18 protein-coding genes are annotated in these 24,826 nt (G+C 61.8%); 10 read left to right on the plus strand and 8 right to left on the minus strand.

Annotation, left to right across the window (positions count from 1 at the left end; genetic code table 11):
- Nucleotides 1-719 precede the first annotated feature (719 nt).
- From HJB84_RS02140 to HJB84_RS02165, 6 genes are all read left to right on the plus strand, one after another.
- The gene (locus HJB84_RS02140) at nucleotides 720-1,433 is read left to right on the plus strand and encodes an HAD-IA family hydrolase (RefSeq protein WP_221115148.1); all 714 of its coding nucleotides are present in this window, start codon (nucleotides 720-722) and stop codon (nucleotides 1,431-1,433) included.
- A 62-nt stretch (nucleotides 1,434-1,495) separates the two neighbouring features.
- Nucleotides 1,496-3,106 carry an ABC transporter substrate-binding protein gene (locus HJB84_RS02145; RefSeq protein WP_221115149.1) on the plus strand — a complete coding sequence of 537 codons (1,611 nt, stop codon included), beginning with the start codon at nucleotides 1,496-1,498 and terminating at the stop codon, nucleotides 3,104-3,106.
- A gap of 89 nt (nucleotides 3,107-3,195) precedes the next feature.
- Nucleotides 3,196-4,146: an ABC transporter permease gene (locus HJB84_RS02150; protein ID WP_221115150.1), complete on the plus strand. Its 951-nt coding sequence runs from the start codon at nucleotides 3,196-3,198 to the stop codon at nucleotides 4,144-4,146.
- Nucleotides 4,143-5,009, plus strand: coding sequence for an ABC transporter permease (locus HJB84_RS02155; protein ID WP_221115151.1), 867 nt, complete (start codon nucleotides 4,143-4,145; stop codon nucleotides 5,007-5,009). Before HJB84_RS02150 ends, HJB84_RS02155 begins: the two co-directional genes overlap by 4 nt.
- Nucleotides 5,006-6,661 (plus strand): ABC transporter ATP-binding protein, encoded by a 1,656-nt coding sequence (locus tag HJB84_RS02160; RefSeq protein WP_207584632.1) that lies wholly within the window; start codon nucleotides 5,006-5,008, stop codon nucleotides 6,659-6,661. Before HJB84_RS02155 ends, HJB84_RS02160 begins: the two co-directional genes overlap by 4 nt.
- Before the next feature lie 448 nt (nucleotides 6,662-7,109).
- The gene (locus HJB84_RS02165) at nucleotides 7,110-8,435 is read left to right on the plus strand and encodes an FAD-binding oxidoreductase (protein WP_221115152.1); all 1,326 of its coding nucleotides are present in this window, start codon (nucleotides 7,110-7,112) and stop codon (nucleotides 8,433-8,435) included.
- A 133-nt stretch (nucleotides 8,436-8,568) separates the two neighbouring features.
- On the opposite strand, the gene HJB84_RS02170 is transcribed toward HJB84_RS02165, so the two are convergent.
- The 3 genes from HJB84_RS02170 to HJB84_RS02180 all read right to left on the minus strand — a co-directional run bounded on the left by HJB84_RS02170 (nucleotide 8,569) and on the right by HJB84_RS02180 (nucleotide 15,215).
- Nucleotides 8,569-11,106 carry a methyl-accepting chemotaxis protein gene (locus tag HJB84_RS02170; protein WP_221115153.1) on the minus strand — a complete coding sequence of 846 codons (2,538 nt, stop codon included), beginning with the start codon at nucleotides 11,104-11,106 and terminating at the stop codon, nucleotides 8,569-8,571.
- A 169-nt stretch (nucleotides 11,107-11,275) separates the two neighbouring features.
- Nucleotides 11,276-14,983, minus strand: coding sequence for a trifunctional transcriptional regulator/proline dehydrogenase/L-glutamate gamma-semialdehyde dehydrogenase (gene putA, locus HJB84_RS02175; RefSeq protein ID WP_221115154.1), 3,708 nt, complete (start codon nucleotides 14,981-14,983; stop codon nucleotides 11,276-11,278).
- Between the two features lie 28 nt (nucleotides 14,984-15,011).
- Nucleotides 15,012-15,215 (minus strand): hypothetical protein, encoded by a 204-nt coding sequence (locus HJB84_RS02180; protein WP_221115155.1) that lies wholly within the window; start codon nucleotides 15,213-15,215, stop codon nucleotides 15,012-15,014.
- Between the two features lie 173 nt (nucleotides 15,216-15,388).
- Between HJB84_RS02180 and HJB84_RS02185 the strand changes: the two genes are divergently transcribed.
- Complete coding sequence (locus HJB84_RS02185; RefSeq protein ID WP_221115156.1) at nucleotides 15,389-15,883, plus strand: Lrp/AsnC family transcriptional regulator; 495 nt, start codon at nucleotides 15,389-15,391, stop codon at nucleotides 15,881-15,883.
- Between the two features lie 67 nt (nucleotides 15,884-15,950).
- Nucleotides 15,951-17,603, plus strand: a complete 1,653-nt coding sequence (locus tag HJB84_RS02190; RefSeq protein ID WP_221115157.1) for an acyltransferase — start codon at nucleotides 15,951-15,953, stop codon at nucleotides 17,601-17,603.
- A gap of 14 nt (nucleotides 17,604-17,617) precedes the next feature.
- Here the strand turns inward: HJB84_RS02190 and HJB84_RS02195 are convergent, their stop codons facing one another.
- Nucleotides 17,618-18,505 carry a LysR substrate-binding domain-containing protein gene (locus HJB84_RS02195; RefSeq protein WP_207584625.1) on the minus strand — a complete coding sequence of 296 codons (888 nt, stop codon included), beginning with the start codon at nucleotides 18,503-18,505 and terminating at the stop codon, nucleotides 17,618-17,620.
- A 111-nt stretch (nucleotides 18,506-18,616) separates the two neighbouring features.
- On the opposite strand from HJB84_RS02195, the gene HJB84_RS02200 reads away from it, so the two are divergent.
- Both HJB84_RS02200 and HJB84_RS02205 read left to right on the plus strand, forming a co-directional pair.
- Nucleotides 18,617-19,870 carry an SRPBCC family protein gene (locus tag HJB84_RS02200; protein ID WP_221115158.1) on the plus strand — a complete coding sequence of 418 codons (1,254 nt, stop codon included), beginning with the start codon at nucleotides 18,617-18,619 and terminating at the stop codon, nucleotides 19,868-19,870.
- Nucleotides 19,860-20,951, plus strand: a complete 1,092-nt coding sequence (locus HJB84_RS02205; protein WP_207584623.1) for a hybrid-cluster NAD(P)-dependent oxidoreductase — start codon at nucleotides 19,860-19,862, stop codon at nucleotides 20,949-20,951. Before HJB84_RS02200 ends, HJB84_RS02205 begins: the two co-directional genes overlap by 11 nt.
- Nucleotides 20,952-21,072: 121 nt before the next feature.
- Here the strand turns inward: HJB84_RS02205 and HJB84_RS02210 are convergent, their stop codons facing one another.
- The 4 genes from HJB84_RS02210 to HJB84_RS02225 are packed head-to-tail and all read right to left on the minus strand — an operon-like array spanning nucleotide 21,073 to nucleotide 24,825.
- Entirely contained in the window at nucleotides 21,073-22,083 is a 1,011-nt protein-coding gene (locus tag HJB84_RS02210) for a GlxA family transcriptional regulator (RefSeq protein WP_221115159.1), read from the minus strand.
- A gap of 30 nt (nucleotides 22,084-22,113) precedes the next feature.
- A complete protein-coding gene (locus HJB84_RS02215; RefSeq protein ID WP_207584621.1) occupies nucleotides 22,114-23,112 on the minus strand; it encodes a 4-hydroxyproline epimerase in 999 nt (332 codons plus the stop codon).
- Nucleotides 23,113-23,128: 16 nt separating this feature from the next.
- On the minus strand, nucleotides 23,129-23,980 hold the full coding sequence (locus HJB84_RS02220; protein ID WP_207584620.1) for a proline/glycine betaine ABC transporter permease: 852 nt from the start codon (nucleotides 23,978-23,980) through the stop codon (nucleotides 23,129-23,131).
- The gene (locus tag HJB84_RS02225; protein WP_207584619.1) at nucleotides 23,977-24,825 is read right to left on the minus strand and encodes a proline/glycine betaine ABC transporter permease; all 849 of its coding nucleotides are present in this window, start codon (nucleotides 24,823-24,825) and stop codon (nucleotides 23,977-23,979) included. The genes HJB84_RS02220 and HJB84_RS02225 overlap by 4 nt, the downstream gene beginning before the upstream one ends.
- Nucleotide 24,826 lies beyond the last annotated feature (1 nt).

Raw genomic sequence — 24,826 nt, forward strand, 5'->3', positions numbered from 1 at the left:
CCGCGCATGCAGGATACCCCAAGCCGGGGCTTGCAGAAATTCTTGGACTTGTCGCGAATTCTACGCTTGGCCAGCGCGGCTTTGAAATCGGCTATGGCACATCACCCTCCAGGTGCCATCTTAGGCGTCGGGTCGAGACGCGACTCGACCGATCGTTTGCGACCCGCTTCACACGCTACTTCTGCATACCCAAGGATAGCCTGAGCGCAATCAGTTCATCTCGATCGATATTGCGGCTCATCCCGGGTTGGCGCAGGCTTGAGTCCGCATCAGAGCGATGCGCGACTGATGCGGGGCTGGCGCCGCTCAGCGAACATCGGCAGTCGCGGCATCTTCGATTGGGCTGAAAGCACCCTCCTTTTCTCAGCGGGCGCGACGGCGTTCATCGATAGACTGCCACCGGCTGCACCGGAACGCTAAGCTCCGTCCGGCGCACATGCTTCACGCTGGACGAGACTGTGACCGATCGGATGTGCACCGGCGATGCAAGCGCGAGAATATCGCGAAAGGGGCAGATTCGGTATTTTGTGCCGCCATATAGCGCCTTTCAGGAGATTCCGGCGCAGTGCAGGTGACAAACTAATATCGGTGAAGGGCTCGGATCCCGGCAAATGCGGGGCCTTCCACATAAGAGCGGGACAATGATCCTGCCTGCGGGAACAGAATATTCTTCTTCGAGAAACCGCGCTCCCGCTGGAGCCGAACACTGGGGAATTCACGTGAGCAAGAGCCTTCCGGAATTCAGATACATGACATTCGACGTCGTCGGTACGCTCATCGACTTCGAGGGCGGCATCAAGGCCTGTTTCGCCGAGATCGCGGCCGAGGTGGGAAGCACGGTGGATGGCGAGCAGGCGCTTAGCCTCTATCGCGCAGCCCGCTACTCCGAGGATGCCGGCCTATTTCCCGACGACCTCGTGCGCGTTTACCTCGCGATCGCACCGAAGCTCGGTCTGCCTGCTGATCGAAAATATGGCGAACGACTACGGGACTCTGTGAAGAGCTGGAAGGGTTTCGCTGACAGCGCCGCAGCGCTGGCCAAACTCGGGAAGGATTACCGCCTCGTTGCGATGACCAATGCCCGCCGCTGGGCATTTAATTTGTTCGAGAAGGAACTCGGCAATCCGTTTTATGCTGCCTTCACGGCCGACGATACGGGCACCGAAAAACCCGATCCCGCGTTCTTCGCGACGGTCTTCGCCTACGTTGCCTCGGAAGGCCATTCGAAGGACGACATCCTGCATGTCGCCCAGAGCCAGTACCACGATATCGGGATTTCCAGGGAACTCGGGCTGGCCAATTGCTGGATCGAGCGGCGACAAGCCCAAAAGGGTTACGGCGGAACGATCGAGCCGGTCGAGTTCACCAAACCCGATTTCCATTTCACGTCCATGGCAGGCCTAACAGATGCCGTGGCTGCTGCACGCGCCTGACTTTAAAACCGGATCGGGCCTGCCCGAAACGGGCAGCCCGCCATAGAAAAAAGGGGAATGAGATGAACAACAAGATTACCAATTGGACCAGCTCCGACGACGCCATGGTCGAAACCGCCATCCGTCATGGCGCGACCCGTCGCGAGCTGCTGCATATGATGCTCGCCGGCGGCGTAGCCATGTCCGCAGGCGGGCTCGTGCTTGGCCGCGCCGGCAAGGCGCTTGCGGCGACGCCCGTTTCCGGCGGCGCGCTCAAGGCGGCCGGCTGGTCGTCCTCCACTGCCGATACGCTCGACCCCGCCAAGGCGTCGCTCTCCACCGACTATGTTCGGTGCTGCTCCTTCTACAACCGCCTTACCATCCTCGACAAAAGCGGTAAGCCGCAGATGGAGCTTGCCGAGGCGATCGATTCCAAGGATGCGAAGACCTGGACGGTGAAGCTGAAGAGCGGCGTCACATTTCACGATGGCAAGCCGCTGACCGCCGACGACGTGGTCTTCTCTCTGAAGCGCCATCTCGACCCCTCCGTCGGTTCGAAGGTCGCCAAGATCGCCGCCCAAATGACGGGCTTCAAGGCGGTCGACAAACAGACCGTCGAGATCACGCTGGCCAGCGCAAATGCCGACTTGCCGACCATCCTGTCGATCCATCACTTCATGATCGTTGCCGACGGGACGACCGACTTTTCGAAGGCGAATGGCACCGGCGCTTTCGTCAAGGAGGTCTTCGAACCCGGCGTTCGCTCGGTCGGGATCAAAAACAAGAACTACTGGAAATCGGGCCCGAACGTCGATTCCTTCGAATATTTCGCGATCAGCGACGACAATGCCCGCGTCAACGCCCTGCTTGCGGGCGATATCCACCTCGCAGCCACGATCAATCCGCGCTCCATGCGCCTCATCGAGGCTCAGGGCGACGGGTTCACATTGTCGAAGACGACCTCCGGCAACTATACCAACCTCAATATGCGGCTGGATATGGAGCCCGGTAACAAGCGGGACTTCATCGAAGGCATGAAGTCTCTCGTCAACCGCGAACAGATCGTCAAATCGGCGTTGCGCGGTCTCGGCGAGGTTGGCAACGACCAACCCGTTTCACCAGCAAACTTCTATCATAATGCGGACCTGAAAGCCCGGGACTTCGATCCCGAGAAGGCGAAGTTCCACTTCGAAAAAGCAGGCGTCCTCGGCCAATCCATTCCGATCATCGCTTCCGACGCGGCGAGCTCGTCGATCGACATGGCGATGATCATCCAGGCCGCCGGTGCTGAAATCGGCATGAAGCTCGATGTCCAGCGCGTGCCATCCGACGGCTACTGGGACAACTACTGGCTCAAGGCGCCGATCCACTTCGGCAATATCAACCCACGGCCGACCCCTGACATCCTCTTCTCCCTGCTCTACACCTCGGACGCTCCGTGGAATGAAAGCCAATACAAGTCGGAGAAGTTCGACAAGATGCTGATCGAGGCTCGCGGTACGCTCGACCAGGAGAAGCGCAAGGCGATCTACAATGAGATGCAGGTCATGGTCGCCCAGGAAGCCGGCACCATCATTCCAGCCTATATATCGAATGTCGACGCCACCACAGCCAAGCTCAAGGGTTTGGAACCCAGCCCGTTCGGCGGCCAGATGGGATACGCATTTGCCGAATATGTCTGGCTCGAAGCCTGATAAAGCACCGGGGGCCGGGGCTGCAATCGCGCCCCCGGCTTCCATTTTCGTTGATTAAGCTCAATTCGAACGCCAAAAGGGAGCCGCGCGTGAACAACCAGGTCTTATCCCTTGTGCTGAGCAGATTGCTCATCGCCCTGATCACCCTGGTGATCGTCTCATTCGCCGTGTTCTTCGCGACAACGCTCTTGCCGGGAGACACGGCGACGATCCTGCTTGGCCAGGCGGCCACGCCGGAAGCCATCAAAGGTCTCCGCACGGCCATGCATCTCGACGAGCCGGCGCTCTTTCGTTTCCTGCGCTGGTCCGTCGGACTGCTGCAGGGCGATCTTGGCACGTCCTATGCCAACCAAATGCCAATCGCCGACCTCATTGCCGGCCGCTTCGTCAACACGTTGAAACTCGCCGGCGTCACCGCGCTCTTCTCCGTGCCGATTGCTCTGACGCTCGGGATCACCGCGGCGATGCTGCGTGGCACTGTTTACGACCGGATCGTTACCGTGATCACCATCGGCGTGATCTCCGTACCGGAGTTCATGGTCGCGACCTCCGCCGCGCTGATCTTCGCCGTCTATCTGAAATGGCTGCCGGCGCTATCTTTCGCCAATGAAATTCACAGCCTGGCCGACATGTTGCGGGTCTATGCCATGCCGGTGATCACGCTCACCTTCGTCGTCTCGGCGCAGATGATCCGCATGACGCGCGCGGCTGTCATCGAGACCCTCAACACACCCTATGTCGAGATGGCGTTGCTCAAGGGGGCCTCGCGGCCACGCGTCGTTTTTCGCCATGCACTGCCCAATGCGCTGGGTCCGATCGTCAATGCCGTTGCGCTTTCACTGTCCTATCTGCTTGGAGGCGTCATCATCGTCGAGACCATTTTCAATTATCCCGGTATCGCCAAGCTGATGCTGGACGCCGTAGCCACCCGCGACCTGCCGCTGATCCAGAGCTGCGCGATGATCTTCTGCCTAGGCTATCTGCTGCTGATCACCATCGCCGATATCATCGCCATCCTTTCCAATCCGAGGCTCCGATGACCATGACCAGTTCCGAAACCACGTCCGGCCGGCTGTCCGGAACCCGGCTTGGCTATCGCTTCAATATCGTCGGAGCCATCGGCCTTGCCGTCATCCTCTCCTGGGCGCTCGTCGCGATCTTCGCGCCCTTGGTCATCCCCCACCCCGTCGGCGAGATTGTCGATCTCGACTATTTCGGCCCAATGAGCCGGGAACTCTGGCTCGGCTCCGACTATCTCGGCCGCGACATGCTCTCGCGAATTCTGATGGGCGCCCGGTACACGGTCGGCATCTCGCTGGCGGCGGTAACGATCGCCTGCTTCAGCGGCGTCGTGCTCGGCATGATCGCGGCGGTGGCCGGCGGCTGGCTGGACACGATCCTCAGCCGCCTCCTCGACGCCCTAAATTCCATCCCGAGCAAGCTGTTCGGCCTGGTGGTCGTCGCGGCCGTCGGTTCCTCGGTCCCGGTTCTGGTCATGACGCTATCGGTGATCTACATCCCCGGCGCCTACCGCTTCGCCCGGGCGCTGGCGGTCAACATCAATGCGATGGATTTTATCATGGTTGCGCGCATCCGTGGAGAAAGCACCCTCTATCTCATTCGCTCGGAAATCCTGCCCAACATCGTCGGACCGGTGCTTGCCGACCTCGGGATCCGTTTTGTGTTCATCGTTCTGCTGCTTTCCGGGCTTTCCTTCCTGGGCCTTGGCGTCCAGCCGCCCTATGCTGATTGGGGCGCGCTCGTGCGCGAGAACATCGGCGGGCTGCCGTTCGGTGCGCCGGCGGTGATGTTTCCTTCACTTGCCATCGCCAGCCTGACGATCAGCGTCAACCTGCTGATTGACAACCTGCCGCATAAAATTCGCGACCGGAGCGTGTCATGAGCAATTTCATTGAAATCCGTAACCTGAAGGTCGAGGCCACCACCGATTCCGGCCGACGCGTCGAGATCATCAAGGGTGTCAGCCTCGACGTTGCTAAGGGCGAGATCGTCGCGCTGATCGGCGAGAGCGGCTCGGGCAAAACAACCATCGCCCTGACCCTGATGGGCCATACCCGTACGGGCTGTCGCATCAGCGGCGGCAGTGTTTCGGTTGGCGGCAAGGACATGGTCACGCTTAGCGAGAAGCAGCGCGCCAAGGTGCGCGGCACCGAAGTCGCCTATGTCCCGCAATCAGCCGCCGCCGCCTTCAACCCGGCCATATCGATCATGGACCAGGTGATTGAAGTCACGCGTATTCATCAGTTGATGTCGCCGGACGATGCGCGCGCCCGGGCAGTCGAGCTCTTTCGGGCGCTGTCGCTGCCCGAACCCGAGACGATCGGCAGCCGTTATCCCCACCAGGTTTCCGGCGGCCAGCTGCAGCGTCTGGCGGCGGCCATGGCGCTGATCGGCGACCCGAGCCTAGTCATCTTCGACGAGCCGACGACGGCACTCGACGTGACCACCCAGATCGAAGTGCTGCGCGCTTTCAAGTCGGTCATGAAGAAGGGCGGCATAGCCGGTGTCTATGTCTCGCACGACCTTGCCGTCGTCGCGCAGATCGCAGATCGCATCGTCGTGTTGAAAGGCGGGGAGACCCAGGAAACCGGCACGACCAAGGAAATCCTCAATAACGCGAAGCACCCCTATACCAGAGAGCTGCTCGCAGCCTTTGAGCCGAAATCGCGTGGCGTAGCAGGCGCTATAGGAAGCGCGACGGAGCCGCTTCTGAAGATCGACGATCTCGTTGCGGGTTATGGACAACGCCAGGCCGACGGCCTGCCCCTCGTTCGCGCGGTCGAGCACGTGAGCCTGAAGGTGGAAAAAGGGCGCAATCTCGGCATCATCGGAGAATCCGGTTGCGGCAAATCAACGCTCGCCCGCACCATCGCCGGCATCCTGCCGGCCGCAGTCGGCAAGATCGTCTTCGACGGAACGGAATTGCGCCGCAGCGCTCGCGAGCGCTCGCGCGACCAGCTGCGCGAGATGCAGATCGTCTTCCAATATGCCGATACCGCTCTCAACCCGGCAAAATCGGTTGAGGACATCCTCGCGAGGCCGCTGGTTTTTTACCACCGCATGGATCGGCAGGCGCGAAACGCCCGGATCGATCAACTGCTCGACATGGTTCGCCTGCCCCGCAACCTCCGCCATCGCCGGCCGGGAGAACTTTCGGGCGGGCAGAAGCAGCGCGTCAACTTCGCCCGGGCGCTCGCCGCCGATCCAAAGCTGATCCTCTGCGACGAGATTACCTCGGCGCTCGACACCGTGGTTGCCGCCGCGGTCATCGACCTGCTCAAGGAATTGCAGCGCGAACTCGGCCTCTCCTACATCTTCATCAGCCATGATCTCTCGGTCGTGGAGGCGATCTGCGACGAGATCGTGGTGATGTATGGGGGCCGGAAGGTTGAGGAAATCACCCACTCGACGGTGAAGGCGCCGACGCACCCCTATTCGCAACTGCTCTTCTCATCAGTGCCGACGCTTGATCCGGCCTGGCTTGATGGGCTCCAGCAGGATCCGGAATTGGTGCGGGCCTATTGTCGGCAATAAGGGTCGGCGTGCTGATCGTTTTGTCCGGCAACGTTTAGAGCATGATGCCGAAAAGTGTGAGCGGTTTTCGGACGACATCATGCTCTAACTCTATAATGTAGAACAGGATTCAGATTTTAGGCCGACTCGGCCTAAAATCATCCTGTTCTGGCATTCGTGAACCGGCCATTCTTCTGCAATCCGCAAAGGATCTTACCTCGTTCCGATCGAGTCTGATCCTACACCTTCTCCGTTTGAGATCGCTAAGGACGCGGAAGATAGCGATGCGGCTTCTCCGACATCGACTACTCAACCGATGAGGCGACGCTGACCACGTTCCGACATAGGCGGAAGCACGAATGGCTGCCGGGCTCCCCGCAAGACGGAATCTTCTGCTGCCGCCATCTCAACTGCGGCAAAGGCGTGGCGCCAGATCCGCTAGACTACAGGCTGAAACGGAGACCCTGCCATGCCCGCACCACTCGATCGCATCGACACCACGCCGGAGCTGCCCACCGCCGCCGATACGGTGGTGATCGGCGCCGGCATCGTCGGTGTTTTCGCGGCCTATTATCTGGCCCGGCGCGGATTGAAAGTCGCCCTCGTCGAGAAGGGCCTCATCGGTGCGGAGCAATCAAGCCGCAACTGGGGCTGGTGCCGGCAGCAGAACCGCGACGCCCGTGAACTGCCGATGTCGACGAAGAGCCTCGATCTCTGGGAGCGCTTCGCCACCGAGACCGGGGAGGACACGGGTTTTCGCCGCTGCGGCCTCTTCTATCTCAGCAATAGCGACGAGGAACTGGCCGGCTGGGCACGCTGGCGGGATTTCGCGCGCTCGGTCGGCGTCACGACGCATATGCTGAGCGGCGTAGAAGCGACCGAACGCGGGCGCGCCACCGGCACCGCGTGGAAAGGCGGGGTATTTTCGCCGACCGACGGCACTGCCGATCCGGCACGTGCCGCGCCGGCCGTCGCGCGCGCGATCCTGAAGCTCGGCGGCACGGTGCATCAGTCCTGTGCGGCCCGCGGCATCGCCGTCGAAGGCGGCAGGCTCTCGGGCGTCGTCACGGAGCATGGCACGATCCGGACAAAAATCGCGATCCTCGCCGGCGGCGCCTGGGCCTCCTCCTTCTGCCGCCAGCTGGGCATTCGATTTCCGCAGGCATCGATCCGTTCGTCGATCCTTTCCGTTTCACCGGGCGCCAGCGGCCTGCCGGATGCACTGCACACATCTGCGGTCTCCGTCACGCGCCGCAGCGATGGCGGCTACACGCTGGCGATCAGCGGCCGCGGCCGCGTCGATCCCACGGCGCAGCAGCTCCGCTTCGCGTCGCAGTTCTTGCCGATGTTCGCCCGGCGCTGGCGCAGTCTCGCACCCGGTGGGTTGGAGGGGTTTCGCTCCGGTCACGAGTCTCTGGCACGCTGGCGGCTCGACAGGCCGACGCCGATGGAGCGCATGCGCATCCTCGACCCGGCGGTCAACCAGGCCACCATTGCCCTCACGCATTCACGGGCACTCGAGCTTCTGCCCGCCTTGAAAAAAACGAGCATCAGCGCGGCCTGGGCGGGCTATATCGACAGCACGCCGGACGGCGTGCCGGGGATCGGCGAGATCGCCACGCTTCCGGGTTTCATCCTCGCTGCGGGATTCAGCGGCCATGGCTTCGGCATCGGGCCAGGCGCCGGTCATCTGATTGCCGATATCGTCACAGGCGACGAGCCGATCGTCGATCCCCGGCCCTATCACCCAGACCGCTTCGGGGAACCCGCCTGGGGCAAAGTGGCCGATTTTTGAATGCGGATCGGCCGAAGGAGAACTTCATGGAAACGCCCACCAATTCTATATCGGTGGTGAATGGGTCGATCCCGACAGGGGACTAGAGGTGCGCACCGCGCCTCTCATGTCAAAAACCGGGGACAGCACGTGTTCAGGAGGCCACGGACATCCGCGGGCTGCCGGCAGGCGAGGCCCTGCGACCGTCGGCGGTTTGAAAGTGGGAGATTCTTTCGTTCAATACTTCCACCTGCTGCCGAAGCCGATGGATTTCCGCGGTATTTTCCTCGACCATTGCGGCGTTGTGCTGGGTGATGTGCTCGACGTCTCGAACGGCGTTGTTCACCTCATCGATCCCCTTATATTGCGTGGTCGTCGCAGTCGAGATGACCTGCACCAGCCCGTTGATCGCGGTGAAGTGCTCCATGATCGAGGAAAGCGCCTCGCCGGTCTCCTCGACGAGCCTGACGCCCGCGCCGACCTGCGATGCGCTGGTGGAGATGAGATCCTTGATCTCGCGGGCAGCCTTTGCGCAGCGCTGCGCAAGCTCGCGCACCTCCTGGGCGACGACGGCAAAACCTCTGCCGGCCTCTCCTGCGCGCGCCGCTTCCACGCCGGCATTGAGGGCGAGGAGATTAGTCTGGAAGGCGATCTCGTCGATCACGCCGATGATGCTGCTGACTTTTTCGGATGAGCGATTGATGGCGCCCATGGCGTCGACGGCCTTGGCGACGACGGCCGCGGAATGCTCCGCCTGACGGTGGGCTTCGCCAACCGAAAGCGAGGTCTGACGGGCGTTTTCGGCTGTCGTCCGCACGCTGACGGTCAATTCGCCCAGTACCCGCGAACTTTCCTCGAGGGACGCGGCCTGCTGTTCCGTGCGCCGCGCCAGATCGTCGGCGGCTCCCGAAAGGTTGGTGCTGCCCTCGGCGATCTCGTAGGTCGTGTTGCGGACCTCGGCGAGCGTCAGGCGCAGCGCATCGATGGCGTGATTGTAGGTTTTCGCCATGGCGACATAATCTGCGGCCAGATCCTCGCTCATTTCGGCGGCAAGGTTGCCATTGGCAAGTTTGCCGAGCATGTCCGACAGAGCATTGAGAGCCTCGCTCTGTTCAGCCTCGACACGCGCCTGTTCGGCGGCGCGGCGGGCCTGCTCCCGTTCGTCCCGCGCCCTGTTTGCTTCGGCCACCTCTTCCAGCCTGGTCTTCTCAAGCGCCTGATCGCGGAAGACGGTGACCGATCGGATCATGTCGCCGATCTCGTCGCCGCGCTTGCCGTCACCGATCGGCACGTTCAGATCGCCGTCGGCAAGCCGCATCATCGTCTGGGTAATCCGCTTCAGCGGCCCGCGCAGGGTTTCGATCAGCATGAGGCCGCCGATGATCGCAAGCACAGTGCCCGCAATCATCGCCGCGAGCGACATCGTCGCCGAGCGCTGGCTGATTTCCTTGCCGCTCTCCTGCGCCGTGCTGACGAACTGCTCGAGCGTGTGGCTTGCCGAGGCCACGAGCTCGGTGGCCGCCCCCTTCTCTGCCCGCCACCGATCCGCAATCGAAATCAGAAGCGACGTATCCTTTTCGATCGCCGCAAGCGAAGGCTCGATCTCTTTCGCGAGATCCTGCAGCGCGGCATTTCGGCCGCTCAAAGGCGCAAGCGTCGCGGCGCTTTCGCGCAGCGCCTTGAGATCGGCGAGAGCCGCATCCCGCGCCTCGGCGTCGACGCGTCTGTTCAGTTCGCTCAGGTGCAGGCGCAGATCGTCGATCGATTTGAAAGCGGCGTTGACGATCATCACCATCGAGCGAAGCGTTGATATGCTCGCATCCATGCCGGCAAAGCGCTCGATCGCGGTGTCCGCATTGCCGGAGGCGAGTTTTGCAAACTGCTCCTGAAAGCCCTGCAGGTCCTGGTCGACGGGAGCGTAACTCTCGAGCGACAAGCTGCTGTCCTTGGCCATGACCGCGAGCTTGTCCAGCATCGGCTTCAGCGCTGCAATCTGGCTTTGAGCTTTCTCGGAGGCAAGCGCCTCGCTTTCGCCCGTCTCCTTGACAAGCGGCGGCAGGAGGCTGGCGATCGCCTGGGCAAGCTTCTGGGGATCGGTCGCCCCTCCGGTCGCCTTGCGCAGTTTTGTAATGCGTCCAGCCAGATTCTTATAGGCCGAGGCGTCGAGAAGAAGCGCCCGGACAAAGGCCTCCTTGCCATTCGCCTGATCCTGGAGAACGTCGAGCTGTTTGCGGGCGGTCTGGCTTTCCTTGAACAGTTGGGCGACCGCGTCGTCGATCGCCTGTTCGTTACTGGCGCGCTCCTGCGCCACCGCCCAGAGCGCGTCGGCGCCGCCCTGCATCTTGCCCCCTAGTTCACGCACCATGGATATCTGCTGTTTCTGCGCGGGATCGGAGAGCATCGCATCGAGCGTCGCAGCGCCCTTATTCTGATCGGAAATGCTGGCGATCAGACGATCGCGGGTGGCGGCAGTGGGAAGATCGGTAAAGGCGGTCAGAGCCGATCGCAGTTGCTGAAAGCTAGAAAGAGCTTCGATCGTCTGCCGGGTCAGGGTCATCTGCCCGTTCAGCGTACCGGCGGTGAAATAGCCGAAAAGCCCGATGCCGGCGATGAGGACGATCAGCGGCACCACGAAGAAGAGGACCTTCGTCACGATCCGCATACGCTGCAACAGTCGATCAATCAACGCCATAAGGAAGCCCCGCCCCAGGAAAATAGGCACTTTTACCGGCAGCCCTCTGTTGGGTTGCCGCGCCTCAGCGCACCACAATAGTCACGACTGTTAAAACAATGGTCAATGGTGTCGAGTTTTGGCGGAACATGCGGAGAGGGCGCATTGTCTACGCCCCCATCCGGTTTCCTCAGCCAATGGCCATCAGGCTGGCATTGCCGCCGGCAGCGGCGGTGTTGATCGAGGTCGACACCTCTTCCAGCAGCCAGTTCAAGCAATAGGCCTCGGGATCGCTCGCCAATTCCTCGATCGTCGCGGCCTGGACCAACAGAAGCGGGCCGGGCAGAGCAGCGATCTTCCGATTGACGACCAGAACACTGTCGTGATCCCCTTCGACGAGCGCGCCCGAGAACGGCCCCTCCTTTTCCCAATCCGACGTCCAGGAAACCCGGCCGGCGACAGCCGCCGGGAGATCCGCCAGGACCGATTTCGATAGGGAGCCCGCATCCACGACGATGTGGTTGCCGGTCGACAGGGCTGCGGCGATCTGGCGATGCAGCCCGCTTTCGGTCTGCGGCACGGCAAGAATGCGGCCGCGGGGATGGAGCGCATAGAGATTGAGCTCGCCGACGGGGCCGGTGAGTTCACGCTCAAGTCCGAGCGCTGAACGGCTCGCATAGCCACGCGCTGCCTCTCCCTCGCCCGGCAAGCCCTTCTTGTCGAGCCAGACGATATAGTCGCGAAGGGCGAGGTCCGTATGAACGGAATCCTGCTGCGGCGGCACCGGAGCACGCTGCACCAGCCGGCCGATATAGAGCGGACCGCCGGCCTTCGGACCGGTGCCCGACAGGCCGCGGCCGCCGAAAGGCTGCACGCCGACGACAGCGCCGATGATGTTGCGGTTGACGTAGAGGTTGCCGGCCTTGATGCGGCTGGTCACATGCGCGATCGTTTCGTCAAGCCGGGTGTGAAGCCCGAAGGTGAGGCCGTAACCCGATGCGTTGATGTCGTCGATCAGGCGGTCGAGCCCGTTTCGCTTGAAGCGGACGACATGCAGGACCGGCCCGAAGATCTCCCTCGTCAGGTCCGACAGGGACTTGATCTCGATGATCGTCGGCGGAACGAAGGTGCCGGCCGCCGCACTTTCGGGCAGCGGCAGTTGATCCACCTTGCGACCCATGCCACGCATCTGCTCGATATGCTGGTCGATCTCCGCCTTTGCGCCATCGTTGATGACGGGTCCGACATCGATGCTCAGCCGATCGGTGCGGCCGATCGTCAACTCGCGGAAGGCGCCCTTCAGCATGGCGAGGGTCCGGTCGGCGACATCATCCTGCAGGCAGAGGACGCGGAGCGCCGAGCACCGCTGGCCGGCGCTGTCGAAAGCCGACGCAATGACATCGGCCACCACCTGTTCGGCCAAGGCCGAGGAGTCGACGATCATGCCGTTCTGGCCGCCGGTTTCGGCAATCAGCGGGATCGGCTTGCCGGTCGAAGACAGCCGTTCAGCCAGCTGCGCCTGGATCATCCGGGCGACTTCGGTCGAGCCGGTAAACATGACACCCGCTGTTTCCGGGGCACCCACCATGCCGGCGCCGAGGCGACCGCTGCCGGGCACGAACTGCAAGGCGGCCACAGGCACGCCCGCCTCGTGGAGGATCTTCACGCTCTCCGAAGCGATGATCGGCGTGACACCGGCGGGTTTGGCAAGCACGGGATTTCCGGCCACCAAGGCTGCGGCAACCTGCCCGGTGAAAATCGCCAACGGGAAATTCCACGGGCTGATGCAGACGATCGGGCCGAGAGGCGCATGGGACGGCCCGAGGGTCTTGCGCGCCTGCTCGGCGTAATAACGCAGGAAGTCGATCGCCTCACGCACCTCGCCGACGGCATTGGCCGCCGATTTGCCGGCCTCGCGCATGATGATGCCCATCAGCGTCTTGATGCGGGCCTGCATGATGTCGGCCGCCCGCTCCAGGCAAGCGGCACGCTCCGCGGGCGATACGGCGGCCCATTGCGGCGCATGCTCGGCAGCCATGGCAACGATCCGGGCTGCTTCCTCGACCTTCAGCTCGGTGACCGTGCCGACGATGTCGCGGTGATCGGCAGGATTAAGGACGTCACGCGTCACCCCGTCCGTGGAGCCATCGGCAAGGATCGGACCCGCATGCCATGGGCTCGCTGCCGAGGAAACAAGCGTCTGCGCCAGATCGGAAAGGGTCGCCTCGTTCGAGAGATCGAGGCCGTCGGAATTGGCGCGGGCACTGCCGTAAAGCGCCTTCGGCGAGGCGATCTGCGCGTGCGGGGCGCCGACGACCGGCATGGCGGCAACGGTCTCGGCGGGATCGGCAATCAGCGCCTCGACGGAGACGTGCGGATCGGAGATGCGATGCACGAAAGAGGAATTGGCGCCGTTTTCCAGAAGGCGCCGCACCAGATAGGCAAGCAGCGTCTCATGCGTACCCACCGGCGCATAGATACGGCAGGGCCGGTCGAGTTTTTCCTTGCCGACGACTTCATCGTAGAGAGGTTCGCCCATGCCGTGCAGGCACTGGAACTCGTATTTGCCGACAGCGAAATCCGGACCGGCAAGATGATAGATGGTGGCGAGCGTCTGCGCATTGTGGCTGGCGAATTGCGGGAAGACGGCATCCGGTGCGTTCAGCAGCTTGCGGGCGCAGGCGATATAGGCGACGTCGGTGTAGATCTTGCGGGTATAGACCGGATAGTCGTCGAGACCGTCCAGCTGGGCGCGTTTGATCTCCGCATCCCAATAAGCGCCCTTGACCAGACGCACCATGACCCGGCGCCCGGAACGACGGGCGAGATCGATGACGTAATCGAGCACAAAGGGGCAGCGCTTGCCGTAGGCCTGGACGACAAAGCCCAGCCCGTTCCAGCCGGTGAGATCAGGGGCGAAGCAGAGCTCCTCGAGCAGATCGAGCGAAAGCTCCAGCCGGTCGGCCTCCTCGGCATCGATGTTGAGGCCGATATCATAGGTCTTGGCGAGAACGGCCAGCGCCCTGACCTTCGGCAGCAGCTCGCTCATCACCCGGCCGGCCTGCGCCCGCACGTAGCGGGGATGCAGGGCCGAAAGCTTGATCGAAATACCAGGGCCATCATAGATGCCGCGCCCGTCCGAGGCCTTGCCAATGGCGTGGATCGCCTTTTCGTAATCCTTGAAATAACGTTCGGCGTCGGCGGCCGTCGTCGCGGCCTCGCCCAGCATGTCGTAGGAATAACGGAAGCCGCGCGCTTCCAGCGGCCGGGCACGCTTCAGCGCTTCCTCGATCGTTTCGCCGGTGACGAACTGCTCGCCCATCATGCGCATCGCCATATCGACGCCGCGACGGATGACCGGCTCGCCGGCGCGCGCGATCAGCCGCGTCAGCGCTGCCGACAGGCTGCGGTCGTTGACCGTCGAGGTCAGCTTGCCGGTGACGACAAGGCCCCAGGTGGCTGCGTTGACGAACATGGATTTGCCGCCGCCGATATGCGAGGTCCAGTTGCCCTCGGCGATCTTGTCGCGGATCAGCGCATCGCGGGTGTCGGTATCGGGAATGCGCAGCAGCGCTTCGGCAAGGCACATGAGCGCCACGCCTTCCTGGCTGGAGAGCGAATATTCCTGCACCAGCCCCTCGACACCGGTGCCCTTGTGCTTGGCGCGCAAGGCCTCGATCAGTGTGCGGGCCGTGCTGCGGATATCATAGCGTTTCGCCTCGGAAACGCGCGCGGCCGCCACGAGCGGCGGCAGGCATTCACTTTCCCGGCGGCGATAGGCTGACGTAATCGCCTGGCGAAGCTCGGATTGCGGTCGGATCGGCGGGGCAAAGCCGGAGAACGGCGCGCCATTGGCGGGATTACTGGAGGATGCGGGGTCGATCGCTGCGTTCAACATGAGAGTCCCTATCAAATCGGTGTCTGATCTAACGGATAAATGGAACACCGGGCTCATCGTCCCAGGCATCATCCGTGAAAACTGGGCCGGAATATTCCGTCTCGAGAAGCGGGCGCGCATCCGGCTTGTCGCGCTTGACGGTGAATGCCGCCGCCACGGCCCTTATCGCCAGCGGCCGGTAGTGAACGAGCAGGTCCGGCTTTTGATCGTCATCCGGCTCTCCCTTGTGCATGTATCATCCCCATTTTGGGTTCGGCGTTGACTGCCATCCCGGTAATCTGCCAGGCGGCTTCGCTCTTCCTCCATTGCCGGTCGACAATCTACCACAATCGCAAATCGCGATCTCACTTGATTTTTTCAGTTTCCAGGCTGTATGAACTTATTAACTCATCCAAGAAAGATCAAATGGCTATCGATACCGACATCTTTAGTGAATTGGACCAGTTCGACAGGAAGATCCTCGCCGAACTCGCCGAGGACGGCAGGCTGTCGATCACGGATCTCGCGGCGCGTGTCGGATTGTCGAAGACGCCGTGCCAGATCCGCTTCAAAAGGCTGATCAGCGACGGCTATATCGAAGGCTTCAAGGCCGTCCTCAATCCGTCGAAAATGCAGCTCGACCACATCGCTTTCGTCGAGGTGAAACTGTCCGATACCCGCGAGGATGCGCTGAAAAGCTTCAACGACGCCATCAAGAAGATCAGGGAAGTCGAAGAATGCCATATGATCGCCGGCAGGTTCGACTATCTCCTGAAGATCCGCACCCGCGATATCGGCCGCTACCGCCGCGTTCTCGGCGAGCGCATCTCGACACTGCCCCACGTTGCCAGCACCTCGACGAATGTCGCGATGGAAACGGTCAAGGAGAGCTGGGACAAGTTCGGGTCGAGTCTTTCATGAAGAGTGACGATTGCCGACACTCTTGCTAAGCCAACATTCGGCCACGGAAACGAAGACGAGGATCGAAATGGATCAGGCCAATAATTCGCAAGCATCGGCGAACGAGCAGAGAGAAGCGCGCCGGCTGCAATATCTTCCCTGGGAGCGCATTGCGTCGGACCTCGATCATCCCGCCCATCTCGCCCGTAAGGCGGAGCTTCGGCGAGCCTGCGCTGCTGAATTGGCCGAGACGTCCTATATCGCCGAAGATGCCGCAATCTTCACCGAAAGCCTGGCGATGGGTGAGAGGTCCTGGATTGCCGGGCGCGCGCTTGTTCGGGGTGATGTCATCCTCGGCGACGATTGCACCATCAATCCCTATGCCTGTGTTTCCGGCAAGGTGACGTGCGGCAATGGCGTGCGGATTGCCTCGCATGCATCGATTGTCGGCTTCAATCACGGCTTCGACGATCCTGATCGACCCATCCATCGCCAAGGTGTCATCAGCCTCGGCATCGTGATCGGCGACGATGTCTGGATCGGTGCCAATTCTGTCATTCTCGATGGCGTCAGCATCGGAAATGGCGCCGTGATCGCCGCTGGGGCGGTGGTCACGCAAGACATTCCCGCCCTGTCGATTGCCGGCGGCGTACCGGCAAAGGTGCTGCGAAGCCGAGGCGCGCCGGCCAGGAAATCCGGCATTGCAGACGTCGAAGATCGATTGGTCAGGCTCGGTCAGAAAGCGCAGGAGCAATGGCCTGATATTCTTGCACGCTGGAAAACGCCTGAGGCCTATGAATCGCTGGAGGCGGACGGCATCAGGAGACCGGCGATCCGGCATCTGTGCGATGCAATCGAGATCGCGGCCGGCTTCGGCCACCTGCCGCCCGACATCAATCAGTCGGAGACCGTCCAGCTTCTCCAAAATCTCCAGGAACGAGAGGCCGGCCTGTTCCCGGAAGAGCATTCGCGACTGCATGGCGGGTCATTGAGGGAGGATCCAAAGGCGCTCTATAACGTCCTTGCGGTTGGATATGCGCTTGAGCTGCTTGGCTCCAGTCCAAGGAATCCTGTCCACGCGGTCGAGCTCGGCGCGAAAGAGTTGGACGAATGGCTGAGTGCCCTGCCCTGGTCGACCCTGGCGTGGCAGGCTGGGAGCGTGGTCGATGCCATCGGAACCGCGATGTACTTCAATGCAAAGTATTTCGGCATCAGGCAATCACGCCAGGAACTCTTCGAGTGGTTGAGCCGGCATGCCAACAGCGTCTCGGGCCTATGGGGCGAGCCGACAGCGCTGGAAGGATGGTTGCAACCGGTGAACGGCTTTTACCGTCTGACGCGCGGCACCTACGCCCAGTTCGGCGTCGCGCTTCCACATCCGTACGCCTCGCTCGAAACGGTTCACCTCAACTATCGTAACCACAAGGGCTTCGCTGCTCAGAAATACAATGCGTGCAATCTCCTCGATACGATTCATCCTCTGCTGCTGATTGCCCGCCAGACCGACTACCGACGGGCCGAAGGGGAGGCGATTGCCCGCAATCTCATCTCGAGGGCTCTGGATAGATGGCGGGATGGCGAAGGTTTCCCATTCGCCGACGGTGGTGAACCGAGCCTGCAGGGAACGGAAATGTGGCTTTCTGTCATTCACCTCGCGGCCGATTTCCTCAGCCTCTCCGATCGCTTCGCCTTCGTCCCGAAGGGCGTGCACCGAACGGCGTCTGTGGGACTGGGTTTGTGAATGGGGGCTTTTGATCAACCGTGCAATGATGCCGTCAGCCAGGCGGCGGCAAGGTCGCGGGCATTGCTTCGTTTGGCTTTGACGGGCACGATGACGTTGTATCTGCCTTCGGCGGCAAGCTCGCCGCTGTCGGCCTGCACGAGGGTTCCGTCCTCCAGAAAAGTACCCACCAGCATGCGCCATCCCAGCGCAATCCCCTGCCCTGCGCGGGCGGCGGCGATGGTTTCGGTATAGTGGCTGAACCGAAGCGACGGCTTCACCGCGATATTGGCGCCGGCCAGGGAAATCCATTGTGCCCAGCTATACCAGGAACGATCGAGAACGTCCGTTTCAATGAATTCGTCAGCCGAGCCTAGCGGACCATTGCCTCGACGCCGGAGATAATCCGGGGAGCAGACGGGGGAAATGACGTCGCCGCGCGAGGCGATGACGGTGCCATCGCTGAAGGGCGGTAGGCCGTATCGGATCGCCACATCGACCTCTCCGCCGTGGAGAGCGATCGGGCTATCCTGCGATATCACCCGCACCAGAATGCCGGGGTTCGCCCGGCGGAACTCGGCCAGCCGCGGCAGCAGCCAGAAGGAGGAGAATGCGACGGTTGCCCCGATCGTCACTACGTCCTGGCCGTGCGACTGGATCGCTTCCACGCTCTCGGCGATATCGGCAAAACTCTTCGCCAGCGTCGCGCCGAGGGTGACGCATGCCGCCGTCGGTTCGATCGCCCGATGTTTGCGCACGAACAAGGGCTGGCCGAACTCCTCCTCCAGCACCGCAATCTGCCTGCTGACCGCTGCCTGGGTGACGCCGAGTTCGCTCGCAGCCAAGGTGAAGCTCTTCCTGCGCAGCACTGCTTCCAAGGTCACCAGCGCCGTCAGCGACGGGAGCCGTCTTCGAAACTGCATCCTGAAATTCCTTTTCGCATGATAAAAACTTATGCGAACGTGATTTTTTATGCCGTTGAAGCCCCTGCAATACAAGAGCAATTTACAGAAACGATCACATAAGGGGTTCTCATGCTAAACAGGCTTCCATCCTCGATTTCGGCGCTGCTGGACTCCCGCTCCGAGGGCCATTCGCTGCCGGCCGGCCTTTATGTCAGAGAGGACGTGTTCGACGCTGATATCGAGGTCTTCTTCCACAAGCACTGGATCTGCGTCGGTCTCGACTGCGATGTTCCCGAAGCCGGCGACGCCACTGTAATCGATATCGGCAAGACGAGCCTGATCCTGCAGCGCGACGACGATGGCGAGATCCGCGTGCTGCACAATGTCTGCCGCCATCGCGGCTCCCGCCTTCTCGATCCGGGCAAAACGATCGTTTCGAAGCTCGTCTGTCCCTATCACACCTGGACCTATGAGCTGACGGGCGAGCTCAGCTACGCCCCTCATATGGGCAAGGATTTCGACAAGGACTGTCGCGGCCTGAAGCCGGTCACCTTCAAATCGATCGGTGGGCTGATTTACGTCTGCCTGTCCGACAATCCGCCCGAGGACATTGCCGGCCTCGAGCAGGCGATGACCGAGCGCCTCGCGCCCTACGATATCCGCAACGCCAAGATCGCCCACCAGACCGACGTCATCGAGGACGGCAACTGGAAGCTGACCATGGAGAACAATCGTGAATGCTATCATTGCTCGGCCAACCACCCGGAACTCTGCGTCTCCTTCGTCGATCTCGACTTCGGCTTCGATCCAGAAACGCTGAGCCCGGAAGATCGTGAACAGGCCGCGGAGCATTTTCGGCTCTATGAGAAGCGCACGCAGGCATGGGAGGCCGACGGCTTCCCTTCGGCCGCCGTCGAGCAGCTCGCCGACTGCGCCACGAACTTCCGCACGCAGCGGCTGATCATATCAGGCGCCGGAGAATCCCAGACCCATGATGCCACCGCCGCATCCTCGAAGCTTCTCGGGCAGATGACCCGCAAGGATCTCGGGGACATGCATCTTTGGGGGCACAACAGCTGGAACCACTTCATGGGCGACCATGCCGTCGTGGCAATTGTCATCCCGCTCTCGGCAGGCAGGACGCTTGTCCGAACCAAGTGGCTGGTCCACAAGGAGGCCGTCGAGGGGGTCGATTACGATCTCGACAAGCTGACGGATGTCTGGGTAGCGACGACGGATCAGGACGCGGACCTGGTCGCCCGCTCCCACGCCGGCACGCTCGATCCCGCTTATGAGCCAGGGCCCTACTCCCCCTTCTCCGAGACGAACCTCGACAAGTTCGCCACCTGGTACATCGACCGGATGCGCACCCATGGATACTAGGAACCCGCAGGAATTGCCCGGAAACGCCGTTCTCAACGGCGTTTGGAATCCCGAGGAAGACGACGCGCTCGTCTGCCTCGACGTCCAGCAGGAAACCCATGACGTCAAGACGTTCACTTTCGCATCACGCGGGGGCAAGCGGTTCGCATTCAAGGCCGGACAGTATTTTCTGTTCGACCTGGAACACAATGGAGATGCTGAAAGCCGGTGTTACAGCATTTCCTCTTCGCCGCATCGAACGAACGCCTTCTCCGTTACGGTGAAGCGCGTTCCGGACGGAAAGATTTCCAACTGGCTTCACGACACCCTCGTTCCCGGGGCATCAGTCAAGGCGAACGGCCCGCTTGGCAACTTCGTCCGGTCCGAGGCGCCGGGACGTAAGCTTCTGCTGCTTTCAGGTGGCTCGGGCATTACCCCAGTCATGTCCATTCTGCGGGAACTCGCAGACAGCTGCGAACCTGCCAACGTCGTCTTCATGCATGCCGCGCGCACACCGCTGGATCTGATCTTTCGCGACGAGCTTGCCTGCATCGCCGGTAGGCTGAAAGCCCTTCGGCTCCATTTCCTCCCGGAAACCGTCGCGGGCGAGGCGTCGTGGCCAGGCCTTACCGGTCGCATTTCGGCAGACTATGTCAGGCTTGCGGTTCCGGATATCGCCGAGCGAACGGTGATGTGCTGCGGCCCCGCGCCGTTCATGGCGGCAGCGCGCGGCATTTCTGCCGAGCTCGGCGTCCCCGCCTCGCACTATCTCGAGGAAAGCTTCGACGCCGCGGTCATCGACGAACCGGAAATCCCCGCGGTTCAGGATGCTGCCGCCAAGGCCTTTCAGGTCACCTTCTCCAAGCAGGCCCGCAGCATCGAAGTAACAAGCGGCCAAAGCGTGCTCTCCTGCGCGAAGAAGGCGGGCGTCAGGATTCCCTCCTCCTGCGCCAATGGCGTCTGCGGCACTTGCAAGTCGAAGCTGACCTCCGGCGCGGTCGACATGAGCCACAATGGCGGAATCCGCCAGAGGGAAATCGACGCCGGCTTTTTCCTGCCCTGCTGTTCGAAGCCGCTCAGCGATCTCGTCATCGAGCGCTGAACACTGAGCGAGGGCGACGTCACTCGCCAAGGGATCGGAGAGCATCAAACTGGAAACGCAGGCTCTGATCATGGCCAAGGGAGCGGCTGACAGTTTCCCGCGGAAGATATTTGAAGTGCGTTCAGTGCACTCTCGAAGCCGCTGCGCGATGCTGCGACGGGGTCTGCCCGAAGGTGCGCTTGAACGTTCGTGTGAACTGCGAGGCGTTTTCGAAGCCGACATCAAGCGCGATCTCGATCAGCGGCGCCTTCGATTGGACGAGGATCGATTTTGCCCGCTCCATGCGAACCCGATTATAGGCCTTGGCAGGAGACATTCCCGTCTTGTCGAGGAAGATTCGTTCCAACTGCCGCCGTGACAGGCCGACCATGGCGGCAAGCTTCTGGATCGATATGCTGCCGTCGACGAATTGCTCCATGGTAATCATCGCCGCCTTGACGCGGGCGTCGTCATAGTCGTCGTATAGCGGACGTCGGGGCTGTATATCAGCCGTCGTCCGGGCCTTCTCGATCTGAAGGACTTCAAGCGCATTTCTCTCGGCATCGCGGCTGATATACTTCCTGACCAGCAACGCAGCCATGTCGGCGGCGCTGCTGCCGCCTGCGCAGGATCCACGCTGGCGATCGAGATTGAAGAGCCGGTCGGACCGAACGCCGAGGTCGGGAAACCGCTCGCGAAACTCCTTGTAATGCAGCCAGCTCACGCAGGACTCGTGCCGCTTCATCAGGCCTGCCGCCGCAAGAATGAACGAACCCGTGCACACGCCGATCAACGGCACCTTCTTGGCATCCGCCTGCCGGAGAAAGGTGATGGTCTGCTGGTCGACAGGGTTCTCCACCGTCAGAAGACCGCCGACGACCACAATGTAATTGAAATTCGACGGATCGACGAAATCGGACGTCGGAGCGACCTGGACGCCGCAGCTCGAGTTTATCAGGTGCCGCGTGCTGCCAATCACCTGCCAGTCAGCAAGGACCCTGCCGGAACGATCCTGCTCGTCGCTGGCAAGCCGCAGCGTGTCGATGAAGAGCGCGAAGGCCGACAGCGTGAACGATCGCGCCAGAACGAACCCAACCTTGAGCTGGGCGGGTTTCGCGGCGCCGTCTGCCTGCCGATGCTGCTCCGGTCGCATAGTCATCTCCTTGCCGCTGCTGAGCAGCGCTTATCGAATCTGAAAACCGTGCGCCAGGGGGTCACGATCGTCAACGAAAATGGTGTTGTGCCCGATGACGCGGGCCCAGCCGCCGATGCTCGGAAGAATACCGCGATAAGATCCGATACTTGCCTCGGCTTCAACCCGGCCCTCGAAAACGGTTCCGATCAGGCTTTCATGACGGTAACTCGACCCGACCGACATCCGCCCCTTCCCATAGAGTTGGGCCATGCGCGCCGAAGTGCCGGTGCCGCCTGGTGACCGGTCGATGGCTTTCTCACCGTAGAAGACCGCGCAGCGCCCACCGGAGTGGTCGTTCACAGGGCGATCGCACCAGATCGCGTGATGCACGCCGGAAATCCTGGCGTCGTCGGGATGAACGGGATCGCAGACACTCGCAAGTGCCGCCCTGAGCTTCTGGCTGCAGCCGACGATATCGGACGCCGTCATGCCGTCGAGCCCGCTCCAATTCTCTTGCGGTTCGATGACGGCATAATAGTTGCCGCCATAGGAAATATCGACGCGCAGACGGCCCATTCCTGGCACATCGACCTCGACATCGGCCTCATGGAGATAGCTCGCGACATTGTGGAGGCGAACGGAATCGACATATCCGCCCTTCTCCTCGTAAGTGACGTCCACTCTGCCGGCAGGCGTTTCGATGGCGACCCTTCCAGCTTCGCGCGGCTTGATCAACCCTTCCTCGATCGCGGCGGTCACGGTGCCGATGGTGCCGGCGCCGCACATCGGCAGGCAGCCGCTCACCTCGATGAAAAGAACGGCGAAATCGCAGTCCTCCCGATAGGCCGGGTAAATGATCGAGCCTGACATGATGTCATGCCCCCTCGGCTCGAACATCAGTGCCTTGCGCACCCAGTCGTGGTCGCGGACGAAGATCTCCCGGCGCTCGCCCATGGGCACATGCGGAAGCAGCGGACCACCGCCGGCGACGAGACGGACGGGATTGCCGCAGGTATGCGCATCGATGCAGAAGAAGCTGTTTCTCATCTTGTTATGTCCTTGCTCATCTCGCCTTCGGCAGCCTGTCGCGGTCGAGCAGGCCGCGGGATACCCGGTCGAGTAGCAGGGCGACCGCGACGATCGCCAGGCCTGCTCTCAAGCCAAGGCCCATCTCCATGCGCGTCAGGCCGCGCGTCACTTCCGCGCCGAGGCCGCCTGCGCCGACGAGGCCGGCCAGCACGACCATCGCCAGCGACAGGAGAATGCATTGGTTGAGCCCGACCAGCAGCGTCTGCTTGGCCAGGGGGATTTCGATCTTCCAGAGGATCGATCGCGGCGGCGCGCCGATGGCGCTGCCGAGTTCGATGAATACCTTCGGGACCTGGTTGAAGGCCAGCGTCGTCAGGCGGAGCATCGGCGGAATGCCATAGACGATGGTGGCGATGATTGCCGGCACCCGTCCGAGGCTGAAGATCATCACCGCGGGGATGAGGTAGACCCATGGCGGCACGGTCTGCATGACGTCGAGAACCGGTCGCACCACCGCCTCCAATGTCTTGTAGCGTGAGCACAGGACGCCGAGCGGGAAGGCGATGAGCACGGAGATAAGGACTGCGACGGTCACCAGCGAGAGGGTCTGCATCGATGCCGTCCACAGCCCGACAAGAAGGCAGAATCCCAGACAGAGGCCTGCCAGGATTGCGGCGCGGAGGCTGACGGCAAAAAATGCCAGGAGGACGACGATCGCAATCAGCGCATAGGGCGGCACAAAGAGGAGTGCCCCCTCGAATGCGGAAAGCACCGCTTCGACCACGGAACTGATGGCAGCAAACAGCGGGTGAAGGTTGGTGTTGAGCCAATCGACTGATGGAGCCAGGAAAGCGCCAGGCGAAAACTGAAAGGTTGACGGATTCATGACTTCCTCCCTGCGCCCAGCCGAGCGGCACTCTGGGTTATTCGGTCAAGCACCATAGTCAGTACCACGATGGCGATCGCGCCGTTGATGGAGGTGGCGATGTCGAGTGTCCTGATCGCGCCGTAGATCGTCTCTCCGAGCCCGCCGGAACCAACGATGCCGGCGATGACGACCATGCCAAAGGCCATCATCAGGCTTTGATTGATGCCTGCCATGATGCTCGGCAGCGCAAAGGGAAGGCGGATCTTGAAGAACATCTTGGTCGGCGTGGTCCCAAGCGCCTCTCCAAGTTCGATGAACTCTTTGGGCGTCATGCGGATACCAAGCGAGGTCAGGCGGATGGCCGGCGGCACGGCGACGATCACGGTGGCGATCAGCGCTGTGGCCGGTCCGTAGCCGAGCAGAGCGATCGCCGGCAGCAGGTAGATATAGGGCGGAAGCGTCTGGATCAGATCGAGGCCGGGCTCCATGAAACGATCCAGCGCCGTGAAGAAGCCGGCGGCGATTCCGATCGGGATGCCGATCGCCAAGGCGATTGAGGTTGCGGTCAAGACCAGAGCCAGGGTGCTCATCGTTTGCGGCCACAGCCCCATCGAAAAACAAAGCGCCAGCGCGATACAGCTGAGGAGAGCGAACCAGATATTGACCAGCCGCCAGCCGATAAGCGCCACGATCAGAGCAACCACGTAGAACGGCGGGAGTTGCAGGAGCCAGAGGATTCCGTCATAGAGCCCTTCGAGAACCTGTCTGATATAGTCGAACAGGAACTCCCCATTGTCGCTCACCCATTCGAGCACGGAGTCCGTCCATTCGTCGAAAACATCGGTGAAGGCTGAACTATCCATG

Origin of the sequence: Rhizobium sp. NZLR1b (genome assembly GCF_019685155.1) — a bacterium.
Taxonomy (GTDB): domain Bacteria; phylum Pseudomonadota; class Alphaproteobacteria; order Rhizobiales; family Rhizobiaceae; genus Rhizobium.

Coding starts and splice junctions, on each gene's coding strand:
- HJB84_RS02145 (WP_221115149.1), top strand. CDS start 1,496: ATGAACAACAAGATTACCAATTGGACCAGCTCCGACGACGCCATGGTC.
- HJB84_RS02155 (WP_221115151.1), top strand. CDS start 4,143: ATGACCATGACCAGTTCCGAAACCACGTCCGGCCGGCTGTCCGGAACC.
- HJB84_RS02160 (WP_207584632.1), top strand. CDS start 5,006: ATGAGCAATTTCATTGAAATCCGTAACCTGAAGGTCGAGGCCACCACC.
- HJB84_RS02165 (WP_221115152.1), top strand. CDS start 7,110: ATGCCCGCACCACTCGATCGCATCGACACCACGCCGGAGCTGCCCACC.
- HJB84_RS02170 (WP_221115153.1), bottom strand. CDS start 11,106: ATGGCGTTGATTGATCGACTGTTGCAGCGTATGCGGATCGTGACGAAG.
- putA (WP_221115154.1), bottom strand. CDS start 14,983: ATGTTGAACGCAGCGATCGACCCCGCATCCTCCAGTAATCCCGCCAAT.
- HJB84_RS02180 (WP_221115155.1), bottom strand. CDS start 15,215: ATGCACAAGGGAGAGCCGGATGACGATCAAAAGCCGGACCTGCTCGTT.
- HJB84_RS02185 (WP_221115156.1), top strand. CDS start 15,389: ATGGCTATCGATACCGACATCTTTAGTGAATTGGACCAGTTCGACAGG.
- HJB84_RS02190 (WP_221115157.1), top strand. CDS start 15,951: ATGGATCAGGCCAATAATTCGCAAGCATCGGCGAACGAGCAGAGAGAA.
- HJB84_RS02195 (WP_207584625.1), bottom strand. CDS start 18,505: ATGCAGTTTCGAAGACGGCTCCCGTCGCTGACGGCGCTGGTGACCTTG.
- HJB84_RS02200 (WP_221115158.1), top strand. CDS start 18,617: ATGCTAAACAGGCTTCCATCCTCGATTTCGGCGCTGCTGGACTCCCGC.
- HJB84_RS02205 (WP_207584623.1), top strand. CDS start 19,860: ATGGATACTAGGAACCCGCAGGAATTGCCCGGAAACGCCGTTCTCAAC.
- HJB84_RS02210 (WP_221115159.1), bottom strand. CDS start 22,083: ATGCGACCGGAGCAGCATCGGCAGGCAGACGGCGCCGCGAAACCCGCC.
- HJB84_RS02215 (WP_207584621.1), bottom strand. CDS start 23,112: ATGAGAAACAGCTTCTTCTGCATCGATGCGCATACCTGCGGCAATCCC.
- HJB84_RS02220 (WP_207584620.1), bottom strand. CDS start 23,980: ATGAATCCGTCAACCTTTCAGTTTTCGCCTGGCGCTTTCCTGGCTCCA.
- HJB84_RS02225 (WP_207584619.1), bottom strand. CDS start 24,825: ATGGATAGTTCAGCCTTCACCGATGTTTTCGACGAATGGACGGACTCC.